At 72.9% G+C, this 22049-nt stretch carries 21 protein-coding genes; 17 read left to right on the top strand and 4 right to left on the bottom strand.

Annotated elements, in window-relative coordinates; translation table 11 throughout:
- Window positions 1-30 precede the first annotated feature (30 nt).
- The 4 genes from ACZ6JT_RS06330 to ACZ6JT_RS06315 all read left to right on the top strand — a co-directional run bounded on the left by ACZ6JT_RS06330 (window position 31) and on the right by ACZ6JT_RS06315 (window position 2870).
- A complete protein-coding gene (locus ACZ6JT_RS06330) occupies window positions 31-663 on the top strand; it encodes an MBL fold metallo-hydrolase (protein ID WP_469207710.1) in 633 nt (210 codons plus the stop codon).
- A gap of 30 nt (window positions 664-693) precedes the next feature.
- The gene (locus tag ACZ6JT_RS06325; RefSeq protein WP_469207708.1) at window positions 694-1479 is read left to right on the top strand and encodes an exodeoxyribonuclease III; all 786 of its coding nucleotides are present in this window, start codon (window positions 694-696) and stop codon (window positions 1477-1479) included.
- Between the two features lie 94 nt (window positions 1480-1573).
- Window positions 1574-2014 carry a DUF6278 family protein gene (locus ACZ6JT_RS06320; RefSeq protein WP_469207706.1) on the top strand — a complete coding sequence of 147 codons (441 nt, stop codon included), beginning with the start codon at window positions 1574-1576 and terminating at the stop codon, window positions 2012-2014.
- Window positions 2015-2126: 112 nt separating this feature from the next.
- A complete protein-coding gene (locus ACZ6JT_RS06315) occupies window positions 2127-2870 on the top strand; it encodes an amino acid ABC transporter ATP-binding protein (protein ID WP_469207704.1) in 744 nt (247 codons plus the stop codon).
- 21 nt (window positions 2871-2891) lie between these two features.
- Here ACZ6JT_RS06315 and ACZ6JT_RS06310 read toward each other — a convergent pair whose 3' ends face one another.
- Window positions 2892-4487, bottom strand: coding sequence for a CocE/NonD family hydrolase (locus tag ACZ6JT_RS06310; RefSeq protein ID WP_469207702.1), 1596 nt, complete (start codon window positions 4485-4487; stop codon window positions 2892-2894).
- Between the two features lie 133 nt (window positions 4488-4620).
- Window positions 4621-5790, bottom strand: coding sequence for a L,D-transpeptidase (locus tag ACZ6JT_RS06305; protein ID WP_469208231.1), 1170 nt, complete (start codon window positions 5788-5790; stop codon window positions 4621-4623).
- 253 nt (window positions 5791-6043) lie between these two features.
- Here ACZ6JT_RS06305 and ACZ6JT_RS06300 point away from each other — a divergent pair, with 253 nt between their 5' ends.
- The 6 genes from ACZ6JT_RS06300 to ACZ6JT_RS06275 all read left to right on the top strand — a co-directional run bounded on the left by ACZ6JT_RS06300 (window position 6044) and on the right by ACZ6JT_RS06275 (window position 12940).
- Window positions 6044-7213 carry a lipid II:glycine glycyltransferase FemX gene (locus ACZ6JT_RS06300; protein ID WP_469207700.1) on the top strand — a complete coding sequence of 390 codons (1170 nt, stop codon included), beginning with the start codon at window positions 6044-6046 and terminating at the stop codon, window positions 7211-7213.
- Window positions 7210-8892: a murein biosynthesis integral membrane protein MurJ gene (gene murJ / locus ACZ6JT_RS06295; protein ID WP_469207698.1), complete on the top strand. Its 1683-nt coding sequence runs from the start codon at window positions 7210-7212 to the stop codon at window positions 8890-8892. Before ACZ6JT_RS06300 ends, murJ begins: the two co-directional genes overlap by 4 nt.
- A gap of 40 nt (window positions 8893-8932) precedes the next feature.
- Entirely contained in the window at window positions 8933-9616 is a 684-nt protein-coding gene (locus ACZ6JT_RS06290) for a response regulator (RefSeq protein WP_469207696.1), read from the top strand.
- 6 nt (window positions 9617-9622) lie between these two features.
- A complete protein-coding gene (locus ACZ6JT_RS06285) occupies window positions 9623-11068 on the top strand; it encodes an ATP-binding protein (protein WP_469207694.1) in 1446 nt (481 codons plus the stop codon).
- Window positions 11065-11598: a hypothetical protein gene (locus ACZ6JT_RS06280; protein ID WP_469207692.1), complete on the top strand. Its 534-nt coding sequence runs from the start codon at window positions 11065-11067 to the stop codon at window positions 11596-11598. The genes ACZ6JT_RS06285 and ACZ6JT_RS06280 overlap by 4 nt, the downstream gene beginning before the upstream one ends.
- Before the next feature lie 82 nt (window positions 11599-11680).
- A complete protein-coding gene (locus tag ACZ6JT_RS06275; RefSeq protein ID WP_469207690.1) occupies window positions 11681-12940 on the top strand; it encodes a cytochrome P450 in 1260 nt (419 codons plus the stop codon).
- Here ACZ6JT_RS06275 and ACZ6JT_RS06270 read toward each other — a convergent pair.
- On the bottom strand, window positions 12900-13628 hold the full coding sequence (locus tag ACZ6JT_RS06270) for a hypothetical protein (RefSeq protein ID WP_469207688.1): 729 nt from the start codon (window positions 13626-13628) through the stop codon (window positions 12900-12902). The two genes, ACZ6JT_RS06275 and ACZ6JT_RS06270, sit on opposite strands and share 41 nt — an antisense overlap.
- 267 nt (window positions 13629-13895) lie before the next feature.
- Here ACZ6JT_RS06270 and ggt point away from each other — a divergent pair, with 267 nt between their 5' ends.
- Window positions 13896-15701: a gamma-glutamyltransferase gene (gene ggt, locus ACZ6JT_RS06265; protein ID WP_469207687.1), complete on the top strand. Its 1806-nt coding sequence runs from the start codon at window positions 13896-13898 to the stop codon at window positions 15699-15701.
- Between the two features lie 3 nt (window positions 15702-15704).
- Here ggt and map read toward each other — a convergent pair whose 3' ends face one another.
- Window positions 15705-16472 carry a type I methionyl aminopeptidase gene (gene map, locus ACZ6JT_RS06260; protein ID WP_469207685.1) on the bottom strand — a complete coding sequence of 256 codons (768 nt, stop codon included), beginning with the start codon at window positions 16470-16472 and terminating at the stop codon, window positions 15705-15707.
- Window positions 16473-16537: 65 nt separating this feature from the next.
- Here map and ACZ6JT_RS06255 point away from each other — a divergent pair, with 65 nt between their 5' ends.
- The 6 genes from ACZ6JT_RS06255 (at window position 16538) to ACZ6JT_RS06230 (ending at window position 22046) form a co-directional block, all read left to right on the top strand.
- Window positions 16538-16789: a helix-turn-helix domain-containing protein gene (locus ACZ6JT_RS06255; protein WP_469207683.1), complete on the top strand. Its 252-nt coding sequence runs from the start codon at window positions 16538-16540 to the stop codon at window positions 16787-16789.
- A gap of 92 nt (window positions 16790-16881) precedes the next feature.
- Complete coding sequence (locus tag ACZ6JT_RS06250) at window positions 16882-17088, top strand: hypothetical protein (protein ID WP_469207681.1); 207 nt, start codon at window positions 16882-16884, stop codon at window positions 17086-17088.
- A 9-nt stretch (window positions 17089-17097) separates the two neighbouring features.
- A complete protein-coding gene (locus tag ACZ6JT_RS06245) occupies window positions 17098-17478 on the top strand; it encodes a PPOX class F420-dependent oxidoreductase (RefSeq protein WP_469207679.1) in 381 nt (126 codons plus the stop codon).
- A 99-nt stretch (window positions 17479-17577) separates the two neighbouring features.
- Window positions 17578-19089, top strand: coding sequence for a hypothetical protein (locus tag ACZ6JT_RS06240; RefSeq protein WP_469207677.1), 1512 nt, complete (start codon window positions 17578-17580; stop codon window positions 19087-19089).
- An 822-nt stretch (window positions 19090-19911) separates the two neighbouring features.
- Entirely contained in the window at window positions 19912-20754 is an 843-nt protein-coding gene (locus tag ACZ6JT_RS06235; RefSeq protein ID WP_469207675.1) for a nitrilase-related carbon-nitrogen hydrolase, read from the top strand.
- Window positions 20751-22046 carry an aspartate aminotransferase family protein gene (locus ACZ6JT_RS06230; RefSeq protein ID WP_469207673.1) on the top strand — a complete coding sequence of 432 codons (1296 nt, stop codon included), beginning with the start codon at window positions 20751-20753 and terminating at the stop codon, window positions 22044-22046. Before ACZ6JT_RS06235 ends, ACZ6JT_RS06230 begins: the two co-directional genes overlap by 4 nt.
- Window positions 22047-22049 lie beyond the last annotated feature (3 nt).

Below are 22049 nucleotides of genomic sequence, written 5' to 3'. Positions count from 1 at the left end.
TCGGGCCGGTCACAGCACTAGCCTGGGATCATGAAGCTCACCAAGCGGCTGCACTCCTGCGTCCAGTTGGAGAAGGACGGGCGCACGCTCGTCATCGACCCGGGCGCCTTCAGCGAATCCGACGCGGGCCTGGGGGCGGACGCCCTGCTGGTCACGCACGAACACCCCGACCACTTCGAGGAGGGCCGGCTGCGGGCCGCCCTCGACGCCAACCCCGCGGCCGGGCTGTGGACCCTGCGCAGCGTCGCCGACAAGCTCGCCGCCGCCTATCCGGGCCGGGTGCACACCGTCGGCCACGGCGACACCTTCACCGCCGCCGGGTTCGAGGTCCAGGTGCACGGGGAGCTGCACGCGGTGATCCACCCGGACATGCCGCGGGTCACGAACGTCGGCTACCTCGTGGAGGGTTCCGTCTTCCATCCCGGGGACGCCCTGACCGTGCCCGGGGTCCCGGTGGAGACCCTGATGCTCCCGGTGCACGCCCCCTGGAACAAGGTCGCCGAGGTGATCGACTACCTCCGCGAGGTCAAGCCGCGCCGGGCCCTCGACATCCACGACGCCTACCTCTCCGACATCGCCAGGCCGATCTACGACTTCGCCCTGGACGCCCTGGGCGGCACCGACCACGGCCGACTCACGGCGGGGGACAGCACGGACCTGTGAGTGTCGGTGCCGGGGGGTAGGTTGGAACGCATGCGTATCGCCACCTTCAACGTCAACTCCGTCACCGCCCGGCTGCCCCGTCTGCTGGCCTGGCTGGAGAGCTCCGGCACCGATGTCCTGTGCATCCAGGAGACCAAGTGCTCGGCGGAGCAGTTCCCGCACGCCGAGCTGCGCGAGCTGGGCTACGAATCGGCCGTCAACGCCACCGGCCGGTGGAACGGCGTGGCCGTGCTCTCCAAGGTCGGCCTGGACGACGTGGTCCTCGGGCTGCCCGGCGGGCCCGACTACGAAGGGGTCCAGGAGCCCCGCGCGATCTCCGCGACCTGCGGCGGGGTCCGGGTCTGGTCGGTGTACGTGCCCAACGGCCGCGAGGTCGAGCACGACCACTACGGCTACAAGCTGGACTGGCTCCGCTCGCTGACCACGGCCGTCGCGCAGGACGCGGCCGGCCCGCGCCCCTTCGCGGTGCTCGGCGACTTCAACGTGGCCCCGACCGACGAGGACGTCTACGACCCGGCCGTCTTCGCCGGTCTCACCCACGTCACCCCCGCCGAGCGGGCCGCCCTGGAGGCCCTGCGGGCCGCCGGGCTCTCCGACGTGGTGCCGCGTCCCCTCAAGTACGACCGCCCCTACACGTACTGGGACTACCGCCAGCTCGCCTTCCCCAAGAACAGGGGCATGCGCATCGACCTGGTGTACGGGAACGAGTCCTTCGGCAAGGCCGTCACCGACGCCTACGTCGACCGCGAGGAGCGCAAGGGCAAGGGCGCGTCCGACCACGCCCCGGTCGTCGTGGACCTCGACCTCGACCGCTAGGCCGCGGCGGACCGCCCTCGCCCGCCGTCATCCGGGCCGCCGATCCAGGCGCGCCCTGTGGCCAGCGGCGGATCCTGGTGCGACGCTGGGCGGTATGAACATCCCTTTCCTGGCCAACTGGCTGAACCGGCGTGAAACGGAACAGGGTGCGGGACTCGCCGCCGCCCTCGCGGACGATCCCGAGGGCGTCGCCGAGCTCTTCTCGGAGTGTGAGATGCTGCGCGTCCACGCGCGGGCGGCCGGACTCGAACTCGACGGGAGCCAGGGCTCCTTGGAGGCGCTGGACCAGTTGATGCCCCGCTGGCGCCGGGACCCGGAGGTGGTGCCCTGGCTCGGCAACGACGCGGGCTTCTACCTCGGGACCGTGATCGTCCGGACCATCCCGGGAGCCGGCTGGCAGGTGTGGCCCAACGGCCAGCCGGTGATCCTGCTCGCCTCGGGCCGCGAGCTGAACGTGATCGAATCGGGGGTGTCCTGGGCGATGACCGGATCCCCCGAACTCAGCCAGGCGTACGCGGAGGCCTCCGAGGGCTGAGGCCCGGGCGCCCGGTGCCCCGGTGCCCGGCGTGTCGAGGCGAAGTGCCCTTCCGCGGCTGGATAGTTTGCGCTGACCTCGACACACCGGTACCCAGGGGGCAGGGCAGCGCATGACCGTCGATCCGTTGATCGAGCTGAGGGACGTCAACAAGCACTTCGGCCGGCTGCACGTCCTGCGGGACATCAACCTCACCGTGGGCCGCGGGGAGGTGGTGGTGGTCATCGGCCCCTCCGGTTCCGGGAAGTCCACCCTGTGCCGGGCCATCAACCGGCTGGAGACCGTCGAGTCGGGCACGATCCTGCTGGACGGGGAACCGCTGCCCGCCGAGGGCAAGGAGCTGGCCCGGCTGCGCGCCGAGGTCGGCATGGTCTTCCAGTCCTTCAACCTCTTCGCGCACAAGACCGTCCTCGCCAACGTCTCGCTCGCGCAGGTCAAGGTCCGCGGACGCGGGCGCGGCGAGGCGGACCGGCGCTCCCGGGAGCTCCTGGACCGCGTCGGCCTCGCCGACCAGGCGGAGAAGTTCCCCGCCCAGCTCTCCGGCGGCCAGCAGCAGCGGGTCGCCATCGCCCGGGCCCTCGCCATGGACCCCAAGGCCCTGCTCTTCGACGAGCCCACCTCGGCGCTCGACCCGGAGATGATCAACGAGGTGCTGGAGGTCATGCAGCAGCTCGCGCGCGAGGGCATGACCATGGTCGTGGTCACGCACGAGATGGGCTTCGCCCGCTCCGCCGCGAACCGGGTGGTCTTCATGGCCGACGGGCGGATCGTCGAGGACCGCGCTCCGGAGCAGTTCTTCACCGCTCCGGAGCGCGATCGGGCCAAGGACTTCCTCTCCAAGATCCTCAAGCACTGAGGGGCGGGCGGCAGCCGCCGGTCACTGCTCGCGCAGCGGGACCGAGACGTAGGAGGGATCGGAGCGCGGCGAGGAGAAGGTCAGCTGCGCCCCCGTGGGGTTGTGCTCGATGTAGAGCGGGTCGACGGTGTCGATGACGAGGGCGAGCCGGTGGCCCGCGGGCACGTCGTACGCGGTGGAGAAGAGCTCCAGGTCCACCCCGAACGCCTGGCCCGGCGTGCGGCCGTGGAAGGTGTACGGGGCGTTGCTGACGAGCTTGCCGATGCCGAGCGGGCCGACGTCGTAGAGGTACGCGACGAAGGTGCCGTCGGCCTTGGTGGGGGTGACGGTGGTGTGCAGGGCGACGGTGCCGCGGACGCGGCGCGGGCTGTCGTGGCGCTCCGACTGCCATACGGCGGCGAAGGCGCGGGGGAGCAGGGGTATCGAGGCCGTCGGGGGCGCCTTGACGAACTGGTCGAGGATGCTGGAGAGGAAGATGATCCCGCCGTTGGCGCCGGAGTCGACATTGGCGAAGACGTGCTCGCTGTCGGAGAGCGCGAGTCTCTCCCGGCCGCCCGAGCCGACCGACTTCCAGTCGGCGTAGCCCTCGTAGCCCTCGTCGCTGCGGGACTTGATCTGCACCGGGGCCTCGGTGTCGACGCCGTTGCGCTCGCCCTTGAGGTAGCGGTCGAACCAGCGGTGGGCGTTGGTCCAGGTGTCGTTGGGCAGGCCGAGCAGGCCGGTGCCCTCGGCGGTGGCGTGGTCCCCGGGGCGGAACTCCAGGCGCTTGGGGCCCGTCAGCCGCTCGTAGAACTTCGCGTACTGGTTGGGCGGGAAGATGGTGTCGCCCCAGGCGTTGCCGAGCATGACCGCGGCGCCGTTGGCGTTGATCCGGTCCACCTGCTCGGCGGCCGAACGCTTCCTGCCCCAGTCGATCATCTGCTGCTCCCGGTCCAGCCGGGAGCCGAGAAAGTCGCCCAGGATCGACTGGAGTTCGGGGCCGGGGCGGCCGGTGAGGTATCCGGCGGCGCCGAGCATCCCGGCGGCCTGGAGGTGCTGGGTGCGGCCGGAGTAGATGGACTCGATGAGGTCGGCCCAGCCGCTCATCGCGACCACGGCCTTGACGCGCGGGTCGTGCGCGGAGGCCAGCAGGCTGATGCCGGCGCCGTACGAGACTCCGCCGAGGCCGATGTGGTCCGCGTCGGCGGGGGAGTTGGCCAGGGCCCAGTCGATGACGGCGCTGACGTCGGCGATGTCCGGCGGGCCGGCCACCTCGATCTCGCCGCCGGAGAGCCAGAAGCCGCGCGAGGTGTAACTGACCACGACGTAGCCGGAGTCGGCGAGCTTCCGGGCCTGGGCGATGTATTCGATCTGGGGCATGCCCCAGCTGGTGGGCAACACGATGAGCGGGTACTTCCGGCCGCTCACCGCCCCGGCCGGGGTGAAGACGTTGCCCTTGAGGGTGATGCCGCCGGAGCCGGGGATGTCGTGGAAACGCAGCTCCGGCGAGGCCGCCGGAGCGTCGGCGGCGACCGCCGCGGCGGGGGCGGGAGCCGCCTGGGCCTGGTGGGGGGCCAGGCCCAGGGCGGCTGCCGCCAGCAGGGCTGCCACGGCTGCGGCGGTGGTGGTGCGTTCCATCAAGCGCTCCTCGCGTACGCCGGGGTTGTCAAAGTGACCCGACGGTAACGGGAGGGGGTTACTGGAGGTAACCCGTCGGTAAGTTACGTGGTGGTAACAATTGAACGAGAGTCAGTGGACGGGCGGTTGACGCTCAGCCGTTCTGCGGGGTCCCGTTCGCGGCGCTCTTGGCCTTCCAGGCGTCCCAGGTCAGGTTCCACTCGCCGTAACCGTTGCCGATGTCGGCGTTGCCCTTGGAGCCCGAGCCCACGACCTCGAAGGGGTCGCCGATCTGGGACTGCGCGAAGAACTCCTTGGCGTCGGCGTCGCTCATCCCCACGCAGCCGGAACTGCTGTTGGCGCGGCCGAAGTTGGCGGAGTTCCACGGAGCGGCGTGCGCGTACATGCCGGACCAGGTGAGCCGCATCGAGTAGTCGACCATCTTGTCGTAGGCGTCGTCCAGGCCCACCGTCTGGGAGTCCATCCGGATGGTGCCCTCCTTCGTCATGATCACCATCTTCCCGGACCAGGACGCCTTCTTGCCGCCGGGAGTGCCGGCCGAGATCGGGATCGTCTTCTGCGCCTGGCCGTCCTCGGTCACCGACAACTTCTTGCTGTCGAGGCTGACCTCGATCCGGCGGTCCTTGCCGATCTTGAACTCGGTGTTGTAGTCCTTGGCGAACAGGCCGCCGCCCTTGCCGGAGTCCACGCCGTTCAGGTTCATCTCGACCTTCACGTCCGTGCCGGACTTCCAGTACTCCTTGGGCCGCCAGTCGACGCGGTCGTTGCCGGAGTAGTCCTTGATCCAGCCCCAGGAGCCCTCGGTGTTGTTCGAGGTCGTGACCTTGAGCTGCTTCTCCACCTCGGCCTTGTTCGCCACCGGGTTGTCGAAGACGATCGACACCGGCATCGCCACGCCCACCGTGCTGCCCTTGGGTATGTTGATCGAGACCTTGTTCACCTTGTCGGCGGCGCTCGTCTTGAACTGCGTGGTGGCGCTCTGGCTCTCGGTGTTCTGGGCCTCGACCTTGTACTCCGCGCCGGGGGCCGCGTTGCGCTCCGAGGTCCAGGTCCTGCCGTCGTCGGCTATCTTCCCCGGCAGCTCCGCGCCCTTCGCGTCGGTCACCTTCACCTGGGCCAGCTTGCCTTCGGCGACGGTCACCGTGACGGGCTGGCCCGCCTTGACCTGGTCGCCCGTGAGGTTCACCGAGACCGCCATGTCGGCCTTCGGCTTCATATCGGCCTTGCCCGACGCACCGCTCCCGCTGTCGCTCCCGCCCGAGCAGGCGGTCAGCGCGGCGGCCAGAAGTGCGGTACCCGCCATGGCGGTGCGGCGTGTGCGGCTCAACGTAAATCCCTCCCAAGAATCATCCGTTCGCAAACCCAGATGCGAACAAGACGACTCTAGGTTGCGCAATCCGCGGAAAATGTCGCCGCGACGCTTGTGACATGGACCGCAGCAAAACGGTCACCGTCCGGTCACAATCGCCGCGCAGTCCGGTCATGGCCGGCTGTGAGAGTCCTGTGCATCCCGATCCCCGCCGCCCGTCCGGGACGTACAGGAAGGCCGAACAGCCATGTGTGCACTGCTCGTGACCCCCGCCCAGCAGTACCGCGACCAGGACCGGGAGCTCACGGTGCGCACCCTGTCCGACGCCGAATACCAGGCGTTCCTTTCCCGGCACGGTCGGGCCAGCTTCCTCCAGTACCCGTCCTGGGCCGCGGTAAAGGACCTTTGGCGGTCGGAAAAGGTCGGATGGCACTACCCCGGCGGTGAAATAGAGGGCGCCGGACTCGTTCTCTACCGGCAATTCCCCGGCACCCGGAAATACTTCGCCTACCTTCCCGAGGGTCCCGTCGCGGACTGGTCCGACCCGCGCATCGACCGCTGGCTGAATCCCCTCATGCGCCACATGCGCTCCGCCGGCGCCTTCGCCGTCCGCATCGGCCCCACCCCCGCCTACCGCCGCTGGGACGCGGCCACCGCCAAGGCCGGGGCCGGGACCGGCCGGCAGATATCCGACGTGCTCGCCACCGAGGTCGACCCGGTGGGCGCCGCCCTCGCCGACCGCCTGCGCACCCGCGGCTGGAAGCGGTGCGGCGGCGAGGACGACGGCGACGCCCAGCCCCGCCACGTCTTCCGCGTGCCGCTGGCCGACCGCTCCCTGGACGACCTGTGGTCGGGTCTGAACCAGGAGTGGCGGCGCAATGTGCGCAAGGCCGCGAAAGCCGGTGTGGAGACGGTCCTCGGCACCTCCGCCGACCTGCCGGAGTTCTACCGGCTGTTGTGCGTCACCGAGGAGCGCGACGGCTTCCGGCTCGGCCGCTCCCTCGCGTACTACGAGCAGCAGTACCGGGTCCTGAACGCGGAGCAGCCCGGCCGCATGCGCCTCTACCTGGGCATCCACCGGGGCGAGATCCTCGCCGCCCACACGATGATCGTCGCCGGGAAGCGCGTCTGGTACCAGACCGGCGCCTCCGCCGACCACCGGCGCGAGGTGCGTCCCAGCAACGCCCTGCAGTGGCGCATGATGTGCGACGCGCACGCCCTCGGCGCCGAGGAGTACGACATGCGCGGAGTACCCTCCACCCTTGACCCCGACGAACGTTCTTTCGGGCTGCTGCGCTGGAAGCTCGGCACCGGCGGGCAGGTCGTCGAAACGCTCGGCGAATGGGAGACCCCGATGGACGGAGTGGCCAACGCGGCGCTCTACAAGGCGTTCCAGGCCTACCTGGCGCGCCGGTGACGGCCACCGACGCCCGGCACACCGCCGCCCCGGCCGACGGCTCCCCGGCCGATGGAGGCCCGGCACCGGCCAAGACCTCGGTGCTGCGCAGCGGCGCGCTCATGGCGGCCGGTTCGGTCGTCTCCCGCGCCACCGGCTTCGTCCGCTCCGCCGTCGTCGTCGCCGCGCTGGGCGTCGGCATGCTCGGCGACGGCTACGCGGTGGCCAACACGGTCCCGAACATCATCTACATGCTGCTCGTCGGCGGCGCGCTCAACGCCGTCTTCGTCCCCGAGCTGGTCCGGGCCGCCAAGGAGCACGCCGACGGCGGCGCCGCCTACACCGACCGCCTGCTCACCGCCTGCGCGGCGGCGCTCGTCGCGCTCACCGCCCTGGCCGTCCTCGCCGCACCGCTGATCATCGGGGCGTACACCGACTACAGCGGGGCCCAGGAGAGCACCACCGTCGCGCTCGCCCGCTACTGCCTGCCGCAGATCCTCTTCTACGGGCTCTTCACCCTGCTCGGCCAGGTGCTGAACGCCCGCGGCCGGTTCGGCGCGATGATGTGGACCCCGGTCCTCAACAACTTCGTGATCATCGCCGTCTTCGGGCTCTTCCTGTACGTCTCCCACGACGCCGCGGACGGCCTGACCGCCGGCGAGACCCGCCTGCTCGGCCTCGGCACCACCGCCGGCATCGTCGTCCAGGCCCTCGCCCTCGTCCCCTCGCTGCGCGCCGCCCGCTTCCGCTGGCGCCCCCGCTTCGACTGGCGCGGCAGCGGCCTCGGCCGCCCCCTGCGCAACGCGGGCTGGCTGGTCATGCTCGTCCTCACCAACCAGATCGCCTACTGGGTCGTCACCCGGCTCTCCACCACCGCCGGTGTCGAGGCCGACCTGGCCGGCATCCCCGGCGCCGGATACGCCGCCTACAGCAACGCCTACCAGCTGTGGGTCGTCCCGCAGGGCATCATCACCGTCTCCCTCGTGACCGCCCTGATGCCCCGGATGAGCGCGGCCGCGTCCGACGGCGAACTCGCCACCCTGCGCGGTGACATCTCCTACGCGCTGCGCTCCAGCGCCGCCCTCGTCGTCCCCGCCGCCGCGCTCTTCGCGGCCCTCGCCCCCTGGGTGATGGGCAGCGTCTTCGAGTACGGCCGCACCGACGCCGCCGGCATCGAGGTCATGGCCGGCATGCTCGTCGCCTTCGCCCCCGGCCTGGTCGCCTTCTCCGCGCAGTACGTGCTCTCGCGCGGCTTCTACGCCCTCTCCGACACCCGGACCCCCTTCTTCCTGAACCTGGTCATCGCCGCGCTGAACGCCGGGCTGTCCGCCGCCGCCTTCTTCCTGCTGTCCCCCCGCTGGGCGGTCACCGGCATGGCCGCGGCCACCTCCCTCGCCTTCCTCGCGGGCGCCACCGTGACCGCGTACACCCTCTCCCGCCGGCTCGGCCCGCGCACCGGGACCCGTACCGAGCGGCGCGCCACGGCCGTACGGACCCACCTGCGGCTCCTGGTCGCCTGCGTCCCGGCAGCCGGCGCGGCGTACGCCGCCGCACGGGCCGCCGAAGGCCTCGGCGACTTCGCGGCGGTCGGCGCGGGAACCGCGGCCCTCGCTCTCGTCGTCGTCCTCCTCGCCCGGCCGTTGCGCCTGACGGAGATCACCGACCTGCTGGACTCCCTGCGGCGAAAGGTCGGCCGATAGCGGGAGGAAGCGCCACACGACGACTTGGCATACTGACCGGATGCCACGTGTACTGCTGATCGAGGACGACCCGTCCGTCCGGGAGGGCGTGGGCCTGGGCCTGCGCCGCCGCGGCCACGAAGTGAGCTCCGCCGAGACCGGTGAGGAGGGGCTCGCCCTGATGGCGGGCTTCCGCCCGGAACTCGTCCTCCTCGACCTGATGCTGCCCGGCATGAACGGGGTGCAGGTGTGCCACCGCATCCGCGAGAACAGCGAGGTGCCGATCATCATGCTCACCGCGCGCGGCGACGACTTCGACATAGTCATCGGCCTGGAGGCCGGCGCCGACGACTACATCGTGAAACCCGCCCGCACCGAGGTCATCGAAGCCCGCATCAAGGCCGTACTGCGCCGGCTCAGCGACCCCGTGGGCACCCGCAACGAGATCGCGGTCCACGGCGAACTCGCCATCGACCGCGCCGGGCTGACCGTCGCCAAGAACGGCGAGCGCGTCGCCCTCGCCCCCAGCGAGATCAAGCTGCTGCTGCACCTGTCGGCCTCACCCGAGCAGGTCTTCTCCCGCCAGCAGCTCCTCGAGTACGTCTGGGACCACAGCTACCACGCCGACTCCCGGCTCGTGGACGCCTGCGTCCGCCGCCTGCGCCACAAGATCGAGGACCCCGACGGCAGCCCCCGCTACATACAGACCGTGCGCGGCTTCGGCTACCGCTTCGGTCCCCTGTAGGCCGGGGTGCGACGCATAGCACCGCTCGGGTTGCGCACCCGGCTGATAGCGGCCTTCCTGCTGGTCGCCGCGATCAGCGCGGTGACCACCGCCGCCCTGACCTACCAGCAGGCGCGCAACGCCATCCTCAAGCAGACGCAGGACACCGCGGTCAACACCCTGCGGGACCAGGTCGAGCAGCAGGAGATCCGCCTCCCCCTCACCCAGCCCGAACTCCAGCGCATCGTCACCGAGCTCGGCAAGCGCGGCAAACCCCACCCGTGGATCGTCTTCGGGGAGTACGCCGGCCTGCGCGTCTCCACCAACCCGGGCACGCCCACCTCCACCGTCATCACCGACGACCTGCGCACGAAGGTCCGCAACAACCAGTACGCCGCCTTCCAGCGCGCCGAGGACCAGCGCGGCAACCCGTGGCTCACGATCGGCGTCCCCGCCCTCTTCGAGCACAACGGCTACACCGAGTCCACCGGGGCCGTCTTCTACGCCAGCGTCCCGCTCTCCACCGAGAAGCAGACCGTCGAAGCCATGGTCGAGGCCGCCCAGCAGGGCGCCGTCCCGGGGCTGGCCATCGCCATCGTCCCCGCGCTGCTGGCCGCCCGCAGCGTGCTGCGGCCGGTCCGCGACATGCGCCGGGCCGCCCAGCACCTCGGCCGCGGCCGCCTCGACACCCGCATCGAGGTCCGCGGCGCCGACGAACTCGCCGGACTCGCCCGCACCTTCAACGAGACCGCCCGCGCCCTCGAGCAGTCCGTGCGCGAACTGCAGGACGCGGAGACCCGGGCCCGCCGCTTCGCCTCCGACGTCTCGCACGAACTGCGCACCCCGCTCGCCGGGATGCTCGCCGTGACGGAGGTCCTCGACGAGGACGCCTCGCACCTCGACGCCGACACCGCCAAGGCCCTGCGCCTGGTCAGTGCCGAGACCGGCAAACTCGCCGTCCTCGTCGAGGACCTGATGGAGATCTCCCGCTTCGACGCCCGCGCCGCCGAACTCAACCTCGACGACGTCGACATCGCCGAAGCCGTCCGCAAGACCCTCGAACGACGCCACTGGGACGACGAGCGCGTCGTCACCCGGCTGCCGGAACGCGTGCGCGCCCGCCTCGACCCCCGCCGCTTCGACGTGGTCCTCGCCAACCTCGTCGGCAACGCCCTGCGGCACGGCGGCGCCCCCGTACGGATCACCGTACGGACCGCACCGGGCGCGGACGGCGAACGGCTGCTCATCGAGGTCGCCGACAGCGGGCCCGGCATCGCCCCCGAGGTGCTGCCGCACATCTTCGACCGCTTCTTCAAGGCCGACGCGGCCCGGACCCGCTCCGCGGGCAGCGGCCTCGGACTCGCCATCACCCTGGAGAACGTGCGCCTGCACGGCGGCACCCTCCGGGCGGGCAACGGGCCCACCGGGGGAGCACTCTTCACCCTCGACATGCCGCTGGAGGCCCGCGTATGAGAGGGCGGAAGACGAGAGCCCGGGTCACGGCGGCCACGGCCGCGCTGGCGGGCTGCGCCCTGCTGCTCACCGGCTGCGGGATCAAGCGCACCGGGGTGATCGAGAGCGGCCACGCCGCCACCGTCAAGGTCCCCAACGGCAAGAACGCCGCCGTCCTCTACTACGTCTCCAAGGAGGGCGACCGGCTCGTACCGGTCCCGTTCGTGATCAACCCCGAGTACACCCTCGCGCCCGTGCCGCTCGTGCGGCTGCTGCTGAACGGCCCCACCCCGTCCGCCCAGGAGGCCGGCCTCACCACGGCGCTGCCCCGGGTGCCCGACGGGCAGGAACAGGCGGTGAGCGTGAGCGCGTACACGCCGGGCAAGGGGCTGACCATCCACCTGCCGTTCGCCGTGGGCACCCTCTCGGAGCCGGCCCGCAACCAGCTGGTGTGCACCGTCGGCACCTCCGCCGTGCCCGACGTCGTCACCCAGGTCACCCTGCACGGCACCGACACCGTCCTCCCGGCCGCCGACTGCACCCAGCGGTGACGTGCGCGGCCGGCCCGCAGCCGGCCGCGTCGGCCGGCCGTACCCCTTGCGGGCAGGGCCGCGCACCCGTCACGGTGGCCCCATGGATCACGCCGCGGACGTCCCGGACGTCTTCGACCCCCGGATCTACGCCGAGGGCATCCCGCACGAGGCCTACCGGCTGCTGCGCGAGCACCATCCGGTGGCCTGGCAGCCGGAGCCGGAGATCCAGGGCTGGCCGGCGGGCCCCGGGTTCTGGGCCGTCACCCGGCACGCCGACGTCGTCCGCGTCCTGCGCGACCACCGGACGTACTCCTCCCGGCTCGGCGCCACCCAGATCCGCGACCCCGACCCGGCCGACCTGCCGTTCCTGCGGCGCACCATGCTCAACCAGGACCCACCGGAGCACGGCGGACTGCGCCGGCTGGTCTCCCGCGCCTTCACCCCGGCCCGCGTCGACGCCTTCGCCGGCCGGGTACGGGAACGCGCCCGCGTCCTGCTGGCCGCCGCGCGGGAGGGCGCCGAGGACGGCGCCGCCGACCTCGTGCGCACCGTCACCGACGAGTACGCGCTGCTGAACCTCACCGACCTGCTGGGCGTCCCGGCCGCCGACCGCGCCCTGCTCCTGGCGTGGACCGTACGGATCATCGGCTACCAGGACCCCGAGGACGCCCCGGCGCCCGTGGCCGGACCGGACGGCACACCCCTCAACCCGCGCTCCCCGGCGCTGCTCGGCGAGATGTTCGCGTACGCCCGCGCACTGGCCGCCCACAAGCGCGCGCACCCCGGCGACGACCTGATGACCGCCCTGGCCGAGGGCGGACTCGAACCGGCCGAACTGGAGATGTTCTTCTTCCTGCTGACCGTCGCCGGCAACGACACCGTGCGCAGCGCCGCCCCCGGCGGCCTGCTCGCACTGGCCCACGCCCCGGACGCCTACCGGAGGCTCGCCGGCGCGGAGGTTCCCGTGGACCGGGCCGTCGACGAACTCCTGCGCGTCCACCCGCCGGTGCTCAGCTTCCGCCGCACTGCCGCCGTCGACACCGAACTGGCCGGGCGGCGGGTCCGGGCCGGGGACAAGGTGGTGGTCTTCCACGCCTCCGCCAACCACGACGAGCGGGTCTTCACCGACCCCGGCCGCCTCGACCTCGGCCGCACCCCCAATCCGCACGTCTCCTTCGGGGACGGGCCGCACGTCTGCCTCGGCGCCCACTTCGCCCGGCTCCAGCTGCGCATCCTCTACGAGGAGTGGTGCGCGTCCATGCCCGCGCCGGAACTCGCGGGCACGCCAAGGCGGTTGGTGTCGAACTTCATCAACGGGATCACGCGGCTGCCGGTTCGGGTGTCCGGGCCGGCCCGGTGACGTCCGCCACCAGCTCCGTGACGTCGGGCCCGTAGGCGTCGGAGTTGATGACCTTCAGCATGAGGCAGAACGACCCCTTGCCGTACTTGCGGGCCAGCCGCTCGTGGTGCCGGGCCAGGTAACGGGCCGCGGCCTGGTTGCTGATGGCGGTCTGCCCTGACAGCAGGAACACCGGCCGCGAGCCCTGCTCCGTGGTCAGCCGCGCCAGCAGGACGTGCTCGACCTCGCCCTTCACCCAGCGGTACGCCTCCCCGCCGACCCGGATGGCCCCGCGGTCCGGATGCCCCGACGCCAGCCCGACGTCGGTCCGCACCCCCGGCAGCATGGAGGCCAGGTGCGCGGTCGTCCGCGTGTTGGAGGCCGGGCCGCCCACGCAGAACTCGGCGCGCTCGCCGAAGCCCTGGCGGGCGCCGTCCTGGGTGACGATCCGGACCGTCGCCCCGCAGTCCTTGATCAGGGAGGAGATCTCCAGCAGGGCGAACGCGTCGTTGCGGTGCAGGGACGAATCGGTGCCGCCCATCTGCCGGTTGACCACGAACAGACAGTCGGAGCCGGTGGGCAGGCCGAAGAAGGCCTGCTTGCGGCGGAGCGCGCGCCGCCAGAGGTAGGTGCGGGCGAACCAGCCGAGCCCGCCGCTGAGGGCGGTGGCTATCACCCCGAGCAGGATGTTGCGCACGTCGTCGTTCATGCGCGGGATGCTAGCGCTGTGACCGGAAAGGTTCACCCGGTTGCCACGCCCGGCCAACCTTCCCGGCCCCAGCACGGGCGCCGTGACGGCGGCACCGGGACACCCGGTGCGGAAGATCGCCGGCCCTGCCCGGTCCCTGCCCCGGCCCCCTGCCCCGTCCCGGCCCGCGCGAGTACGGGCCCCGGCCAACGGTCCACGCCGCAGGGCGCCTGACGGGGCGGGGGGCTCGGCGCTAGGCTCGGCGCCACGCTGCCACTGGAGGTCCGGATGCACCGTCCCGTCGCCCGCACGTTACCGCTGCTGGCCGTCGTCGCCGCACTCGTCTCGACCGGCGCCGCACCGCCGTCCGCCGCCGGGTCCCCGGCCCCGCCGGCGAAGGTCCCGGTCGCCGCGGGCTACGGCGGGGCCGTCGCCAGCGTCGACGCCGACGCCTCGGCGGTGGGGATCGGCGTCCTGCGCTCCGGCGGCAACGCCGTGGACGCCGCCGTCGCCACCGCCGCCGCGCTCGGGGTCACCGAGCCCTACTCGGCGGGCATCGGCGGAGGCGGCTACCTCGTCTACTACGACGCCGCGTCCCGCCGCGTGCACACCATCGACGGCCGCGAGACCGCGCCGGCCTCGGCCGGCGAGACCCTCTTCCAGGAGAACGGCGTCCCCATCCCCTTCGCCGAGGGCCAGACCAGCGGCCTCGGCGTCGGCGTCCCCGGCACCCCCGCCACCTGGACGAGCGCCCTCGACGCGTGGGGCACCCGCCCGCTGCGCCAACTCCTGAAGCCCGCCGAGAAACTGGCCCGCGACGGCTTCACGGTGGACAGCACCTTCCGCGCCCAGACCCAGCTCAACGAGGCCCGCTTCAGGGACTTCCCGGACACCTCGAAGCTCTTCCTGCCCGGCGGCGCCCTGCCGGTGGTCGGCTCCACCTTCAAGAACCCGGACCTGGCCGCCACGTACGCCGAACTGGCCCGCAAGGGCACGGCCGCGCTCTACCGCGGCCCCCTCGCCGACGAGATCGTCCGAGCCGTCCGCAAGCCCCCGGTGGACCCGGCGGCGACGCGGATCGTCCGCTCCGGCGACCTGACCACCCGCGACCTGCGCGCCTACGCCACCAAGCGGCAGGACCCGACCCGGGTGGGCTACCGAGGCCTGGACGTCTACGGCATGGCGCCCTCCTCCTCCGGCGGCACCACCGTCGGCGAGGCCCTCAACATCCTGGAGCGCACCGACCTCTCGAAGCTCTCCGAGACGCAGTACCTGCACCGGTTCATCGAGGCCTCGCGGATCTCCTTCGCCGACCGGGGCCGCTGGGTCGGCGACCCGGCCGCCTCGAACGTGCCGACGCGCGAACTCCTCTCGCAGCGCTTCGCCGACTCGCGCGCCTGCCTGATCAAGCCGGACCGTACGCTGACCAGCCCGCTCGCCCCCGGCGACCCGCGCAGCCCGGTGCCGTGCGCCACCACCGGGCAGGCCGCCCCGACCACGTACGAGGGGGAGAACACCACCCACCTGACGGTCGCCGACCGCTGGGGCAACGTGGTGTCCTACACCCTGACCATCGAGTCCACCGGCGGCAGCGCGATCACCGTGCCGGGCCGCGGATTCCTGCTGAACAACGAGCTCACCGACTTCTCCTTCGCCCCGGCCGCGCCCGGTGTCCCGGACCCGAACCTGCCCGGCCCGGGCAAGCGGCCGCGCTCCTCCATGTCCCCGACCATCGTGCTGGAGGACGGCCGGCCGGTGCTCGCCGTGGGCTCGCCGGGCGGCGCCACCATCATCACCACCGTCCTGCAGACCCTCATCGGCCACCTGGACCGGGGCCTGCCGCTGGTCGACGCGATCGCCGCGCCGCGCGCCAGCCAGCGCAACCAGGCCACCACCGAGCTGGAGCCGGGTCTGTGGAACAGCCCGCTCCGCGCCGAGCTGGAGGCACTCGGCCAGGGCTTCCGGCAGAACCCGGAGATCGGCGCGGCCACCGGGGTCCAGCGCCTGCCCGACGGGCGCTGGCTGGCGGCGGCCGAGACCAGCCGACGCGGCGGCGGCTCGGCCATGGTGGTCCACCCGCACGGCAGGCCGTAGCGCTCAGGGGGCGGTGAGGATCCTCGGGCCGCCGGCGGTGATCGCGACCGTGTGCTCCGAGTGCGCGGCGCGGCTGCCGTCGACGGTGCGCAGGGTCCAGCCGTCCGCGTCGCACCGGTAGTCGTCCGTACCACCCGCGATCAGCATCGGCTCGATGGCGAGGACCATGCCGGGGCGCAGCTTCATACCGCGTCCCGGCGGGCCCTCGTTGGGCACGCCGGGGTCCTCGTGCATGGCGCGGCCGATGCCGTGGCCGCCGAAGCCGTCCGGGACGCCGTACCCGGCGGCGCGGCAGACCGTGCCGACGGCGTGGGCGATGTCCCCGATCCTGTTGCCGGGCACGGCGGCGGCGATCCCGGCCGCGAGGGCCGCCTCGGAGGTCTCGATCAGCCGCAGGTCGGCCGGCCGGGCCCGGCCGACGGTGAAGCTCACCGCCGCGTCCCCGACCCAGCCGCGCAGCTTAGCCCCGCAGTCGACGCTGACGAGGTCGCCGTCGCGCAGCCGATACCCGTCGGGGATGCCGTGCACGATCGCGTCGTTGACCGAGGCGCACACCACGCCGGGGAAGGGCACCGGCGCGAACCGCGGCCGGTAGCCGAGGAAGGGCGAGGTCGCGCCCTCCTCCTTCAGCACCCCGCGGGCCACCTCGTCCAGGTCCAGCAGGGTCATCCCGACGCGCGCCGCCTCCCGTACGGCGGCCAGGGCGCGGCCGACCACCCGGCCCGCGGCGCGCATCTCGTCGATCTCCCGGTCCGTCTTCAGTTCCACCATGCCAATAACTATACCGGTATAACAATGACGGGATAGTTATTGGCGTCCGGGGGTAGGATGACCGCATGGTCCGTACCCCCCTCACCCCCGAAGAGCGCGAGCGCGGCGAGCGGCTGGGCGCCCTGTTGCGCGAGGCGCGCGGCGGCCGCAGCATGGTCGAGGTCGCGGCCGGCGCGGGGCTCTCCGCCGAGACCCTTCGCAAGATCGAGACCGGCCGGGCGCCCACCCCCGCCTTCTTCACGGTCGCCGCTCTCGCGGGGACGCTCGGGCTCTCGTTGGACGACTTGCTGACGCGCTGCGCCGTCGTTCCCGCCTGACGCCGGACCGGACCGGTCCGTCCGGGCGGGCCGACGGGCCGAACGGCCCAATCGGCGGTGGGAGCGCCGGGGCGCGGGGCAAGCGTGAAGGCGTGTCAGCCACGAACGCGTCCCAGCGACTCGGTTTCGGAATCCTCGGCGCCCTCCTCGCGGGCGGCCTGCTGCTCGCGGCGTGCGCCGCCCCCGACGGCCCGGCACCCGCCGACGAGGAGGGCCGCACCCCCGCGAAAACGGCCCGCGGTGCCGCGGCGCCGAGCAGAAGGACGCCCCCGCCCCCGCCGGACGGGCCACAGCACTAGGGTCGCGTCATGGATCTCGAGGAACTCGGCAGAGCGCGCTACATCAGTCTCACCACCTTCCGCAAGGACGGCACGCCCGTCGCGACGCCGGTCTGGGCGGTGGCCGACGGCGGTGAGCTGTACGTGTGGACGCGTACCGAAACGTGGAAGGTCAAGCGCATCCGCAACAACGGGCGGGTCACCGTCACCGCGTGCGACGTGCGCGGGCGCGTCCGGGAGGGAGCGCCGGTGCACGAGGGCGAGGCCCGGCTGCTCGACGAGAGCGGACTGCGGCGGGTGCGCAAGCTGATGTCGCGCAAGTACACCTGGCAGTACTGGCTGGTCGACGTGCCCGCCACCCTGGCGCGGCGCGGGAAGCGGCCGCACACCGCGATCGCCGTCAAGCTTTGAGACTCCCGTAGCCCGCCCGTAACACGGGTGGGGTCCAATGCGGTCATGGAGACCGCGACTTCACTGGCGATCAGTCAACTCTCGGGATACTTGCGGGGGTTGACCCAGAGGCTGGATCCCGGGGCAGGCTGGTACGGGGAGTTCCTGCGCCGGGATCCCGAGGGCATGCGGGCCTGTCTGGAAGGGGCCGCGATGCCGCCGTGGGACGTGGTGGAGTCGCTGCTGAGGGACCTGGCGGGGGCGCGGGGCGCGGAGTCCGCGGCCCGCGAGACCGTATACGCGGCGCAGCTGCGGACGGCGGCCGTCACCGCGTGGGACCGGCTGCCGGGCGGCGAGGAGGAGCTGCGGACCCTGCTCGCGGCGTCCGCCGCCCAGCGGGCCGACGCGGAGACGGCCCTGCGCGACCTGACGGCGCGGCTCGCCGTCTGCGCCGACCCGGCGGAGACGGACGCCCTGACCCGCGAACTCTCCTGGACCCAGGACGACGTGGCCCGCGCCGCGGCCCGCCACGAGGACGTGGCCGCGCGCCTGGCCGCCCTGCTGCCCGCCGGCCCGGAACCGGCCTCCCCGGAACCCGCCTCGCCCCTGCCCGCCGTCCCCCGCCAACGGCCCGAGCCCGCCGATCGGGCGCACCAACCGGCCGGCTGGTCCGAGGCACCGGAAGGGTGGGGCGGAGCCCTTCCCCGGCGGCTCCGCCCGGCGGCCGAGCGGCCGGAGGGGTCGGCCGAGCGGCACGATCCGCCGGGCGGGCCGGCGCGTCGGGCGCCCGAGGGGGCCGACGCCCCGGGCGGGCACGGCGCCGTGGGACGGGCCGAGGGACGGTGGCTGCGCGGAGGACGACGGGCGGGGGGTGCCCGGTACGCCGGGTCGGCGGCCCCCGACGTACCGGCCTTCACCCCGCCGCCGGGGCAGCCGGCCGACGCGGGGGCGCCGGAGCCCGACGGCCCGGGGGAGGAGCACGGCCGGCCCGCCCCGCGCGGAGCGCGCTTCGGGCCGCCGCAGGGGCCGCTGCCCCGGGGCGCCCGCTTCGGCCGGCCCCGGCCGGAGCCCGTGACGCCGCCCCGCCAGGCCGCTCCGGAGGCAGCCGGCGGGGCCGCGCGGGCCGTCGCCGGCGAACTGATCGCGCTGCGCGCTCAGGGCCGCAGCGGGGAGGCGCACGCGCTGCTCTGCGAGACCGCCGCCGGGCCCGCCGAGCGGCTGCCCGAACTGGCCGCCGAGCTGGCCCGCGCCGGGCTCGCGGCCGACTGGGCCACCCTGCTGTGGGAGGCCGGCTCGCTCCCGCCCGCGCGGCTCGCGGCGGCCGCCGCGGCGCTCGGCGACGCCGGCCGCGAGGCCGACTGCGACGCCCTGCTGCGCCAGGGCGTGGCCCGACCCGTCGCCGAGGTCGCGGACGCCGCGCTCGCCCTCGGCGAAGCCGGCCGCACCCGCGAGGCCGACGCCCTGCTGGGCGCGTTCGTGCGGGTCCGCACCGCGGAGGAGGCGGCCGGGCTGGCCCGCCGCGACCCGCAGTGGTTCGCCCCCCGCCTCCTCCGGGCAGCCCGCGCCCTCCCCGGCTCCCACCACCGCGACCTCGCCCACGCCTTGCGGGTGGCGGGCTTCGGGGCGGCCTGAACCCGGCGCGGGTTGGCTGCGCGGGTTGGCTGCGCCGCTTGGGCGGGGTCGGGGTGGGGGTCGGTTGGGGTGGGGGCGGGCGCGCGCCGGGGCGTCTCCTCGGGCGCCAAACGTGACGAGGGGTCGGACAGCTCGGCGGCAGTGCGTTTGGCACCCTGCGGGGATCACCCCGACACACACCCACCCCCACCCCAACCGCCCCGGCTGACCAACCTTCCGGTGCTGGCGCACCATCCGGCCTCCCCCCGAAAATCCAGCCCCGCGGCACCAAATCCAGCCCCGCCGCACCAAATCCAGCCCCTCCGGCGTTTGAGGAGCGGGGTCCGGGGCGGAGCCCCGATCTTTGAGCCGCACCGGCCAGCCGTGCTGCACCACTCCGGCCTCCGCCCCCACCATCCGGCTCCGCCGCGCAAATTCAGCCCCTCCGGCGTTTGAGGAGCGGGGTGCGGGGCGGAGCCCCGGGCTTTGAGCCGCGCCGTCCAGCCGTGCCGCACCACTTCGGCCTCCGCCGCGCAATGCAGCCCCTCCGGCGTTTGAGGAGCGGGTCCGGGCGGAGCCCGGTGGGGGGCGGGGCGGAGCCCCGGGGGTTGCGTCGCGCTGTCCGGCTGCGCCGCAGGGCGCGGGGCGGGGCGCCGGTCCGACAAGCTTCCTCCAACCCGCCCGTCTGGTGACCGCAATCGACCGCGCGGCGACGTAACCTGATCGACTACTCCAACAGCGCACGGCGGTCTTGCCCCGCGCTGTGACGGGGCCTACGTTCTACTCCCTACGGACATCATCTACGTGCGTAGAACTCGGCGTTCCCGTCGCGAGGAGCAGCTCATGGCCCAAGTCGTCCGCGCCGCGCTGGTCCAGGCCACCTGGACCGGAGACACCGAATCGATGATCGCCAAACACGAGGAGCACGCCCGCCGGGCCGCCGCCCAGGGGGCGAAGATCATCGGCTTCCAGGAGGTGTTCAACGCCCCCTACTTCTGCCAGGTCCAGGAGCCCGAGCACTACCGCTGGGCCGAGGCCGTCCCCGACGGCCCCACCGTCCGCCGCATGCAGGACCTCGCCCGAGAGACCGGCATGGTCATCGTCGTCCCGGTCTTCGAGCTGGAGAGCGAGGGCTTCTACTACAACACCGCCGCCGTCATCGACGCCGACGGCAGCTACCTTGGCAAGTACCGCAAGCACCACATCCCCCAGGTCAAGGGCTTCTGGGAGAAGTACTACTTCCGCCCGGGCAACCTCGGCTGGCCCGTCTTCGACACCGCCGTCGGGAAGGTCGGCGTCTACATCTGCTACGACCGCCACTTCCCCGAGGGCTGGCGCGCCCTCGGCCTGGCCGGGGCCCAGCTGGTCTACAACCCCTCCGCCACCCACCGGGGCCTGTCCTCGTACCTGTGGCAGCTGGAGCAGCCCGCCTCCGCCGTCGCCAACGAGTACTTCGTCGCCGCGATCAACCGCGTCGGCCAGGAGGAGTACGGCGACAACGACTTCTACGGCACCAGCTACTTCGTCGACCCGCGCGGCCGGTTCGTCGGCGAGGTCGCCAGCGACAAGGAGGAGGAACTCCTCGTCCGCGACCTGGACTTCGACCTGATCAAGGAGGTCCGCGACCAGTGGGCCTTCTACCGGGACCGCCGCCCCGACGCCTACGGAGGGCTCGTACAGCCGTGACTGACCCCACCCCGCTCCACAGCCGCCACCGCACCGTCCTGCCCGACTGGCTCGCGCTCTACTACAAGCACCCCATCGAGCTCACGCACGGCGAGGGCCGTCACGTCTGGGACGCCGACGGCAACCGCTACCTCGACTTCTTCGGCGGCATCCTCACCACGATGACCGCCCACGCCCTACCCGAGGTCACCAAGGCCGTCTCCGAGCAGGCCGGGCGGCTGATCCACTCCTCCACCCTGTACCTGAACCGGCCGATGATCGAGCTGGCCGAGCGGGTCGCCGCCCTGTCCGGCATCCCCGACGCCCGGGTCTTCTTCACCACCTCCGGCACCGAGGCCAACGACACCGCCCTGCTGCTCGCGACGACGTACCGCCGCTCCAACCAGATCCTGGCGATGCGCAACAGCTACCACGGCCGGTCCTTCTCCACGGTCTCCATCACCGGCAACCGCGGCTGGTCCCCGACCAGCCTCTCGCCGCTCCAGACGTACTACGTGCACGGCGCGGTCCGCAGCCGCGGCCCCTTCGCCCACCTCTCCGACGCCGACTTCACCGCCGCGGCCGTCGCCGACCTGGAGGACGTGCTCGGCCAGGCCCGCGGGGGAGTGGCCGCCCTCATCGCCGAGCCGATCCAGGGCGTCGGCGGTTTCACCTCCCCGCCCGACGGCCTGTACGGGGCCTTCCGCGAGGTCTTGGACCGCCACGGCATCCTGTGGATCAGCGACGAGGTGCAGACCGGCTGGGGCCGTACCGGCGAGCACTTCTGGGGCTGGCAGGCGCACGCCCAGAACGGCCCGCCCGACATCCTCACCTTCGCCAAGGGCATCGGCAACGGCATGTCCATCGGCGGCGTGGTCGCCCGCGCCGAGGTGATGAACTGCATCGACTCCAACTCCATCTCCACCTTCGGCGGTTCCCCGGTCACCATGGCGGCCGGCGTCGCCAACCTCGCGTACCTGCTGGAGCACGACCTCCAGGGCAACGCCCGCCGCGTCGGCGGCCTGCTCCTGGACCGGCTCCGCGCCGTGGCCGCGCACGCACCCGCCGTACGGGAGGTCCGCGGCCGGGGCCTGATGGCCGGGCTGGAGCTGACCAAGCCCGGCACCGACGAGGCCGACCCGGACGCCGCCTCCGCCGTCCTGGAGGCGGCCCGCGAACGCGGCCTGCTGCTCGGCAAGGGCGGCGGGTACAACACCAGCGTGCTGCGCATCGCGCCGCCCCTGTCCCTCACCGTCGCCGAGGCGGAAGAGGGCGCCGAGATCCTCGAACAGGCCTTGCGCAGCATCGAGTAGGGG

The sequence above is a fragment of the Streptomyces sp. NPDC046308 genome (genome assembly GCF_055588065.1).
Note: the sequence above shows the minus strand (reverse complement) of the source record. Positions and strands in the feature narration are given on the sequence as shown.

Excerpts from the sequence above, each read along its gene's own strand:
- ACZ6JT_RS06330 (WP_469207710.1), top strand. The coding sequence starts at position 31 with ATGAAGCTCACCAAGCGGCTGCACTCCTGCGTCCAGTTGGAGAAGGAC.
- ACZ6JT_RS06325 (WP_469207708.1), top strand. The coding sequence starts at position 694 with ATGCGTATCGCCACCTTCAACGTCAACTCCGTCACCGCCCGGCTGCCC.
- ACZ6JT_RS06320 (WP_469207706.1), top strand. The coding sequence starts at position 1,574 with ATGAACATCCCTTTCCTGGCCAACTGGCTGAACCGGCGTGAAACGGAA.
- ACZ6JT_RS06315 (WP_469207704.1), top strand. The coding sequence starts at position 2,127 with ATGACCGTCGATCCGTTGATCGAGCTGAGGGACGTCAACAAGCACTTC.
- ACZ6JT_RS06310 (WP_469207702.1), bottom strand. The coding sequence starts at position 4,487 with ATGGAACGCACCACCACCGCCGCAGCCGTGGCAGCCCTGCTGGCGGCA.
- ACZ6JT_RS06305 (WP_469208231.1), bottom strand. The coding sequence starts at position 5,790 with ATGGCGGGTACCGCACTTCTGGCCGCCGCGCTGACCGCCTGCTCGGGC.
- ACZ6JT_RS06300 (WP_469207700.1), top strand. The coding sequence starts at position 6,044 with ATGTGTGCACTGCTCGTGACCCCCGCCCAGCAGTACCGCGACCAGGAC.
- ACZ6JT_RS06290 (WP_469207696.1), top strand. The coding sequence starts at position 8,933 with ATGCCACGTGTACTGCTGATCGAGGACGACCCGTCCGTCCGGGAGGGC.
- ACZ6JT_RS06280 (WP_469207692.1), top strand. The coding sequence starts at position 11,065 with ATGAGAGGGCGGAAGACGAGAGCCCGGGTCACGGCGGCCACGGCCGCG.
- ACZ6JT_RS06275 (WP_469207690.1), top strand. The coding sequence starts at position 11,681 with ATGGATCACGCCGCGGACGTCCCGGACGTCTTCGACCCCCGGATCTAC.
- ACZ6JT_RS06270 (WP_469207688.1), bottom strand. The coding sequence starts at position 13,628 with ATGAACGACGACGTGCGCAACATCCTGCTCGGGGTGATAGCCACCGCC.
- ggt (WP_469207687.1), top strand. The coding sequence starts at position 13,896 with ATGCACCGTCCCGTCGCCCGCACGTTACCGCTGCTGGCCGTCGTCGCC.
- map (WP_469207685.1), bottom strand. The coding sequence starts at position 16,472 with ATGGTGGAACTGAAGACGGACCGGGAGATCGACGAGATGCGCGCCGCG.
- ACZ6JT_RS06255 (WP_469207683.1), top strand. The coding sequence starts at position 16,538 with ATGGTCCGTACCCCCCTCACCCCCGAAGAGCGCGAGCGCGGCGAGCGG.
- ACZ6JT_RS06245 (WP_469207679.1), top strand. The coding sequence starts at position 17,098 with ATGGATCTCGAGGAACTCGGCAGAGCGCGCTACATCAGTCTCACCACC.
- ACZ6JT_RS06235 (WP_469207675.1), top strand. The coding sequence starts at position 19,912 with ATGGCCCAAGTCGTCCGCGCCGCGCTGGTCCAGGCCACCTGGACCGGA.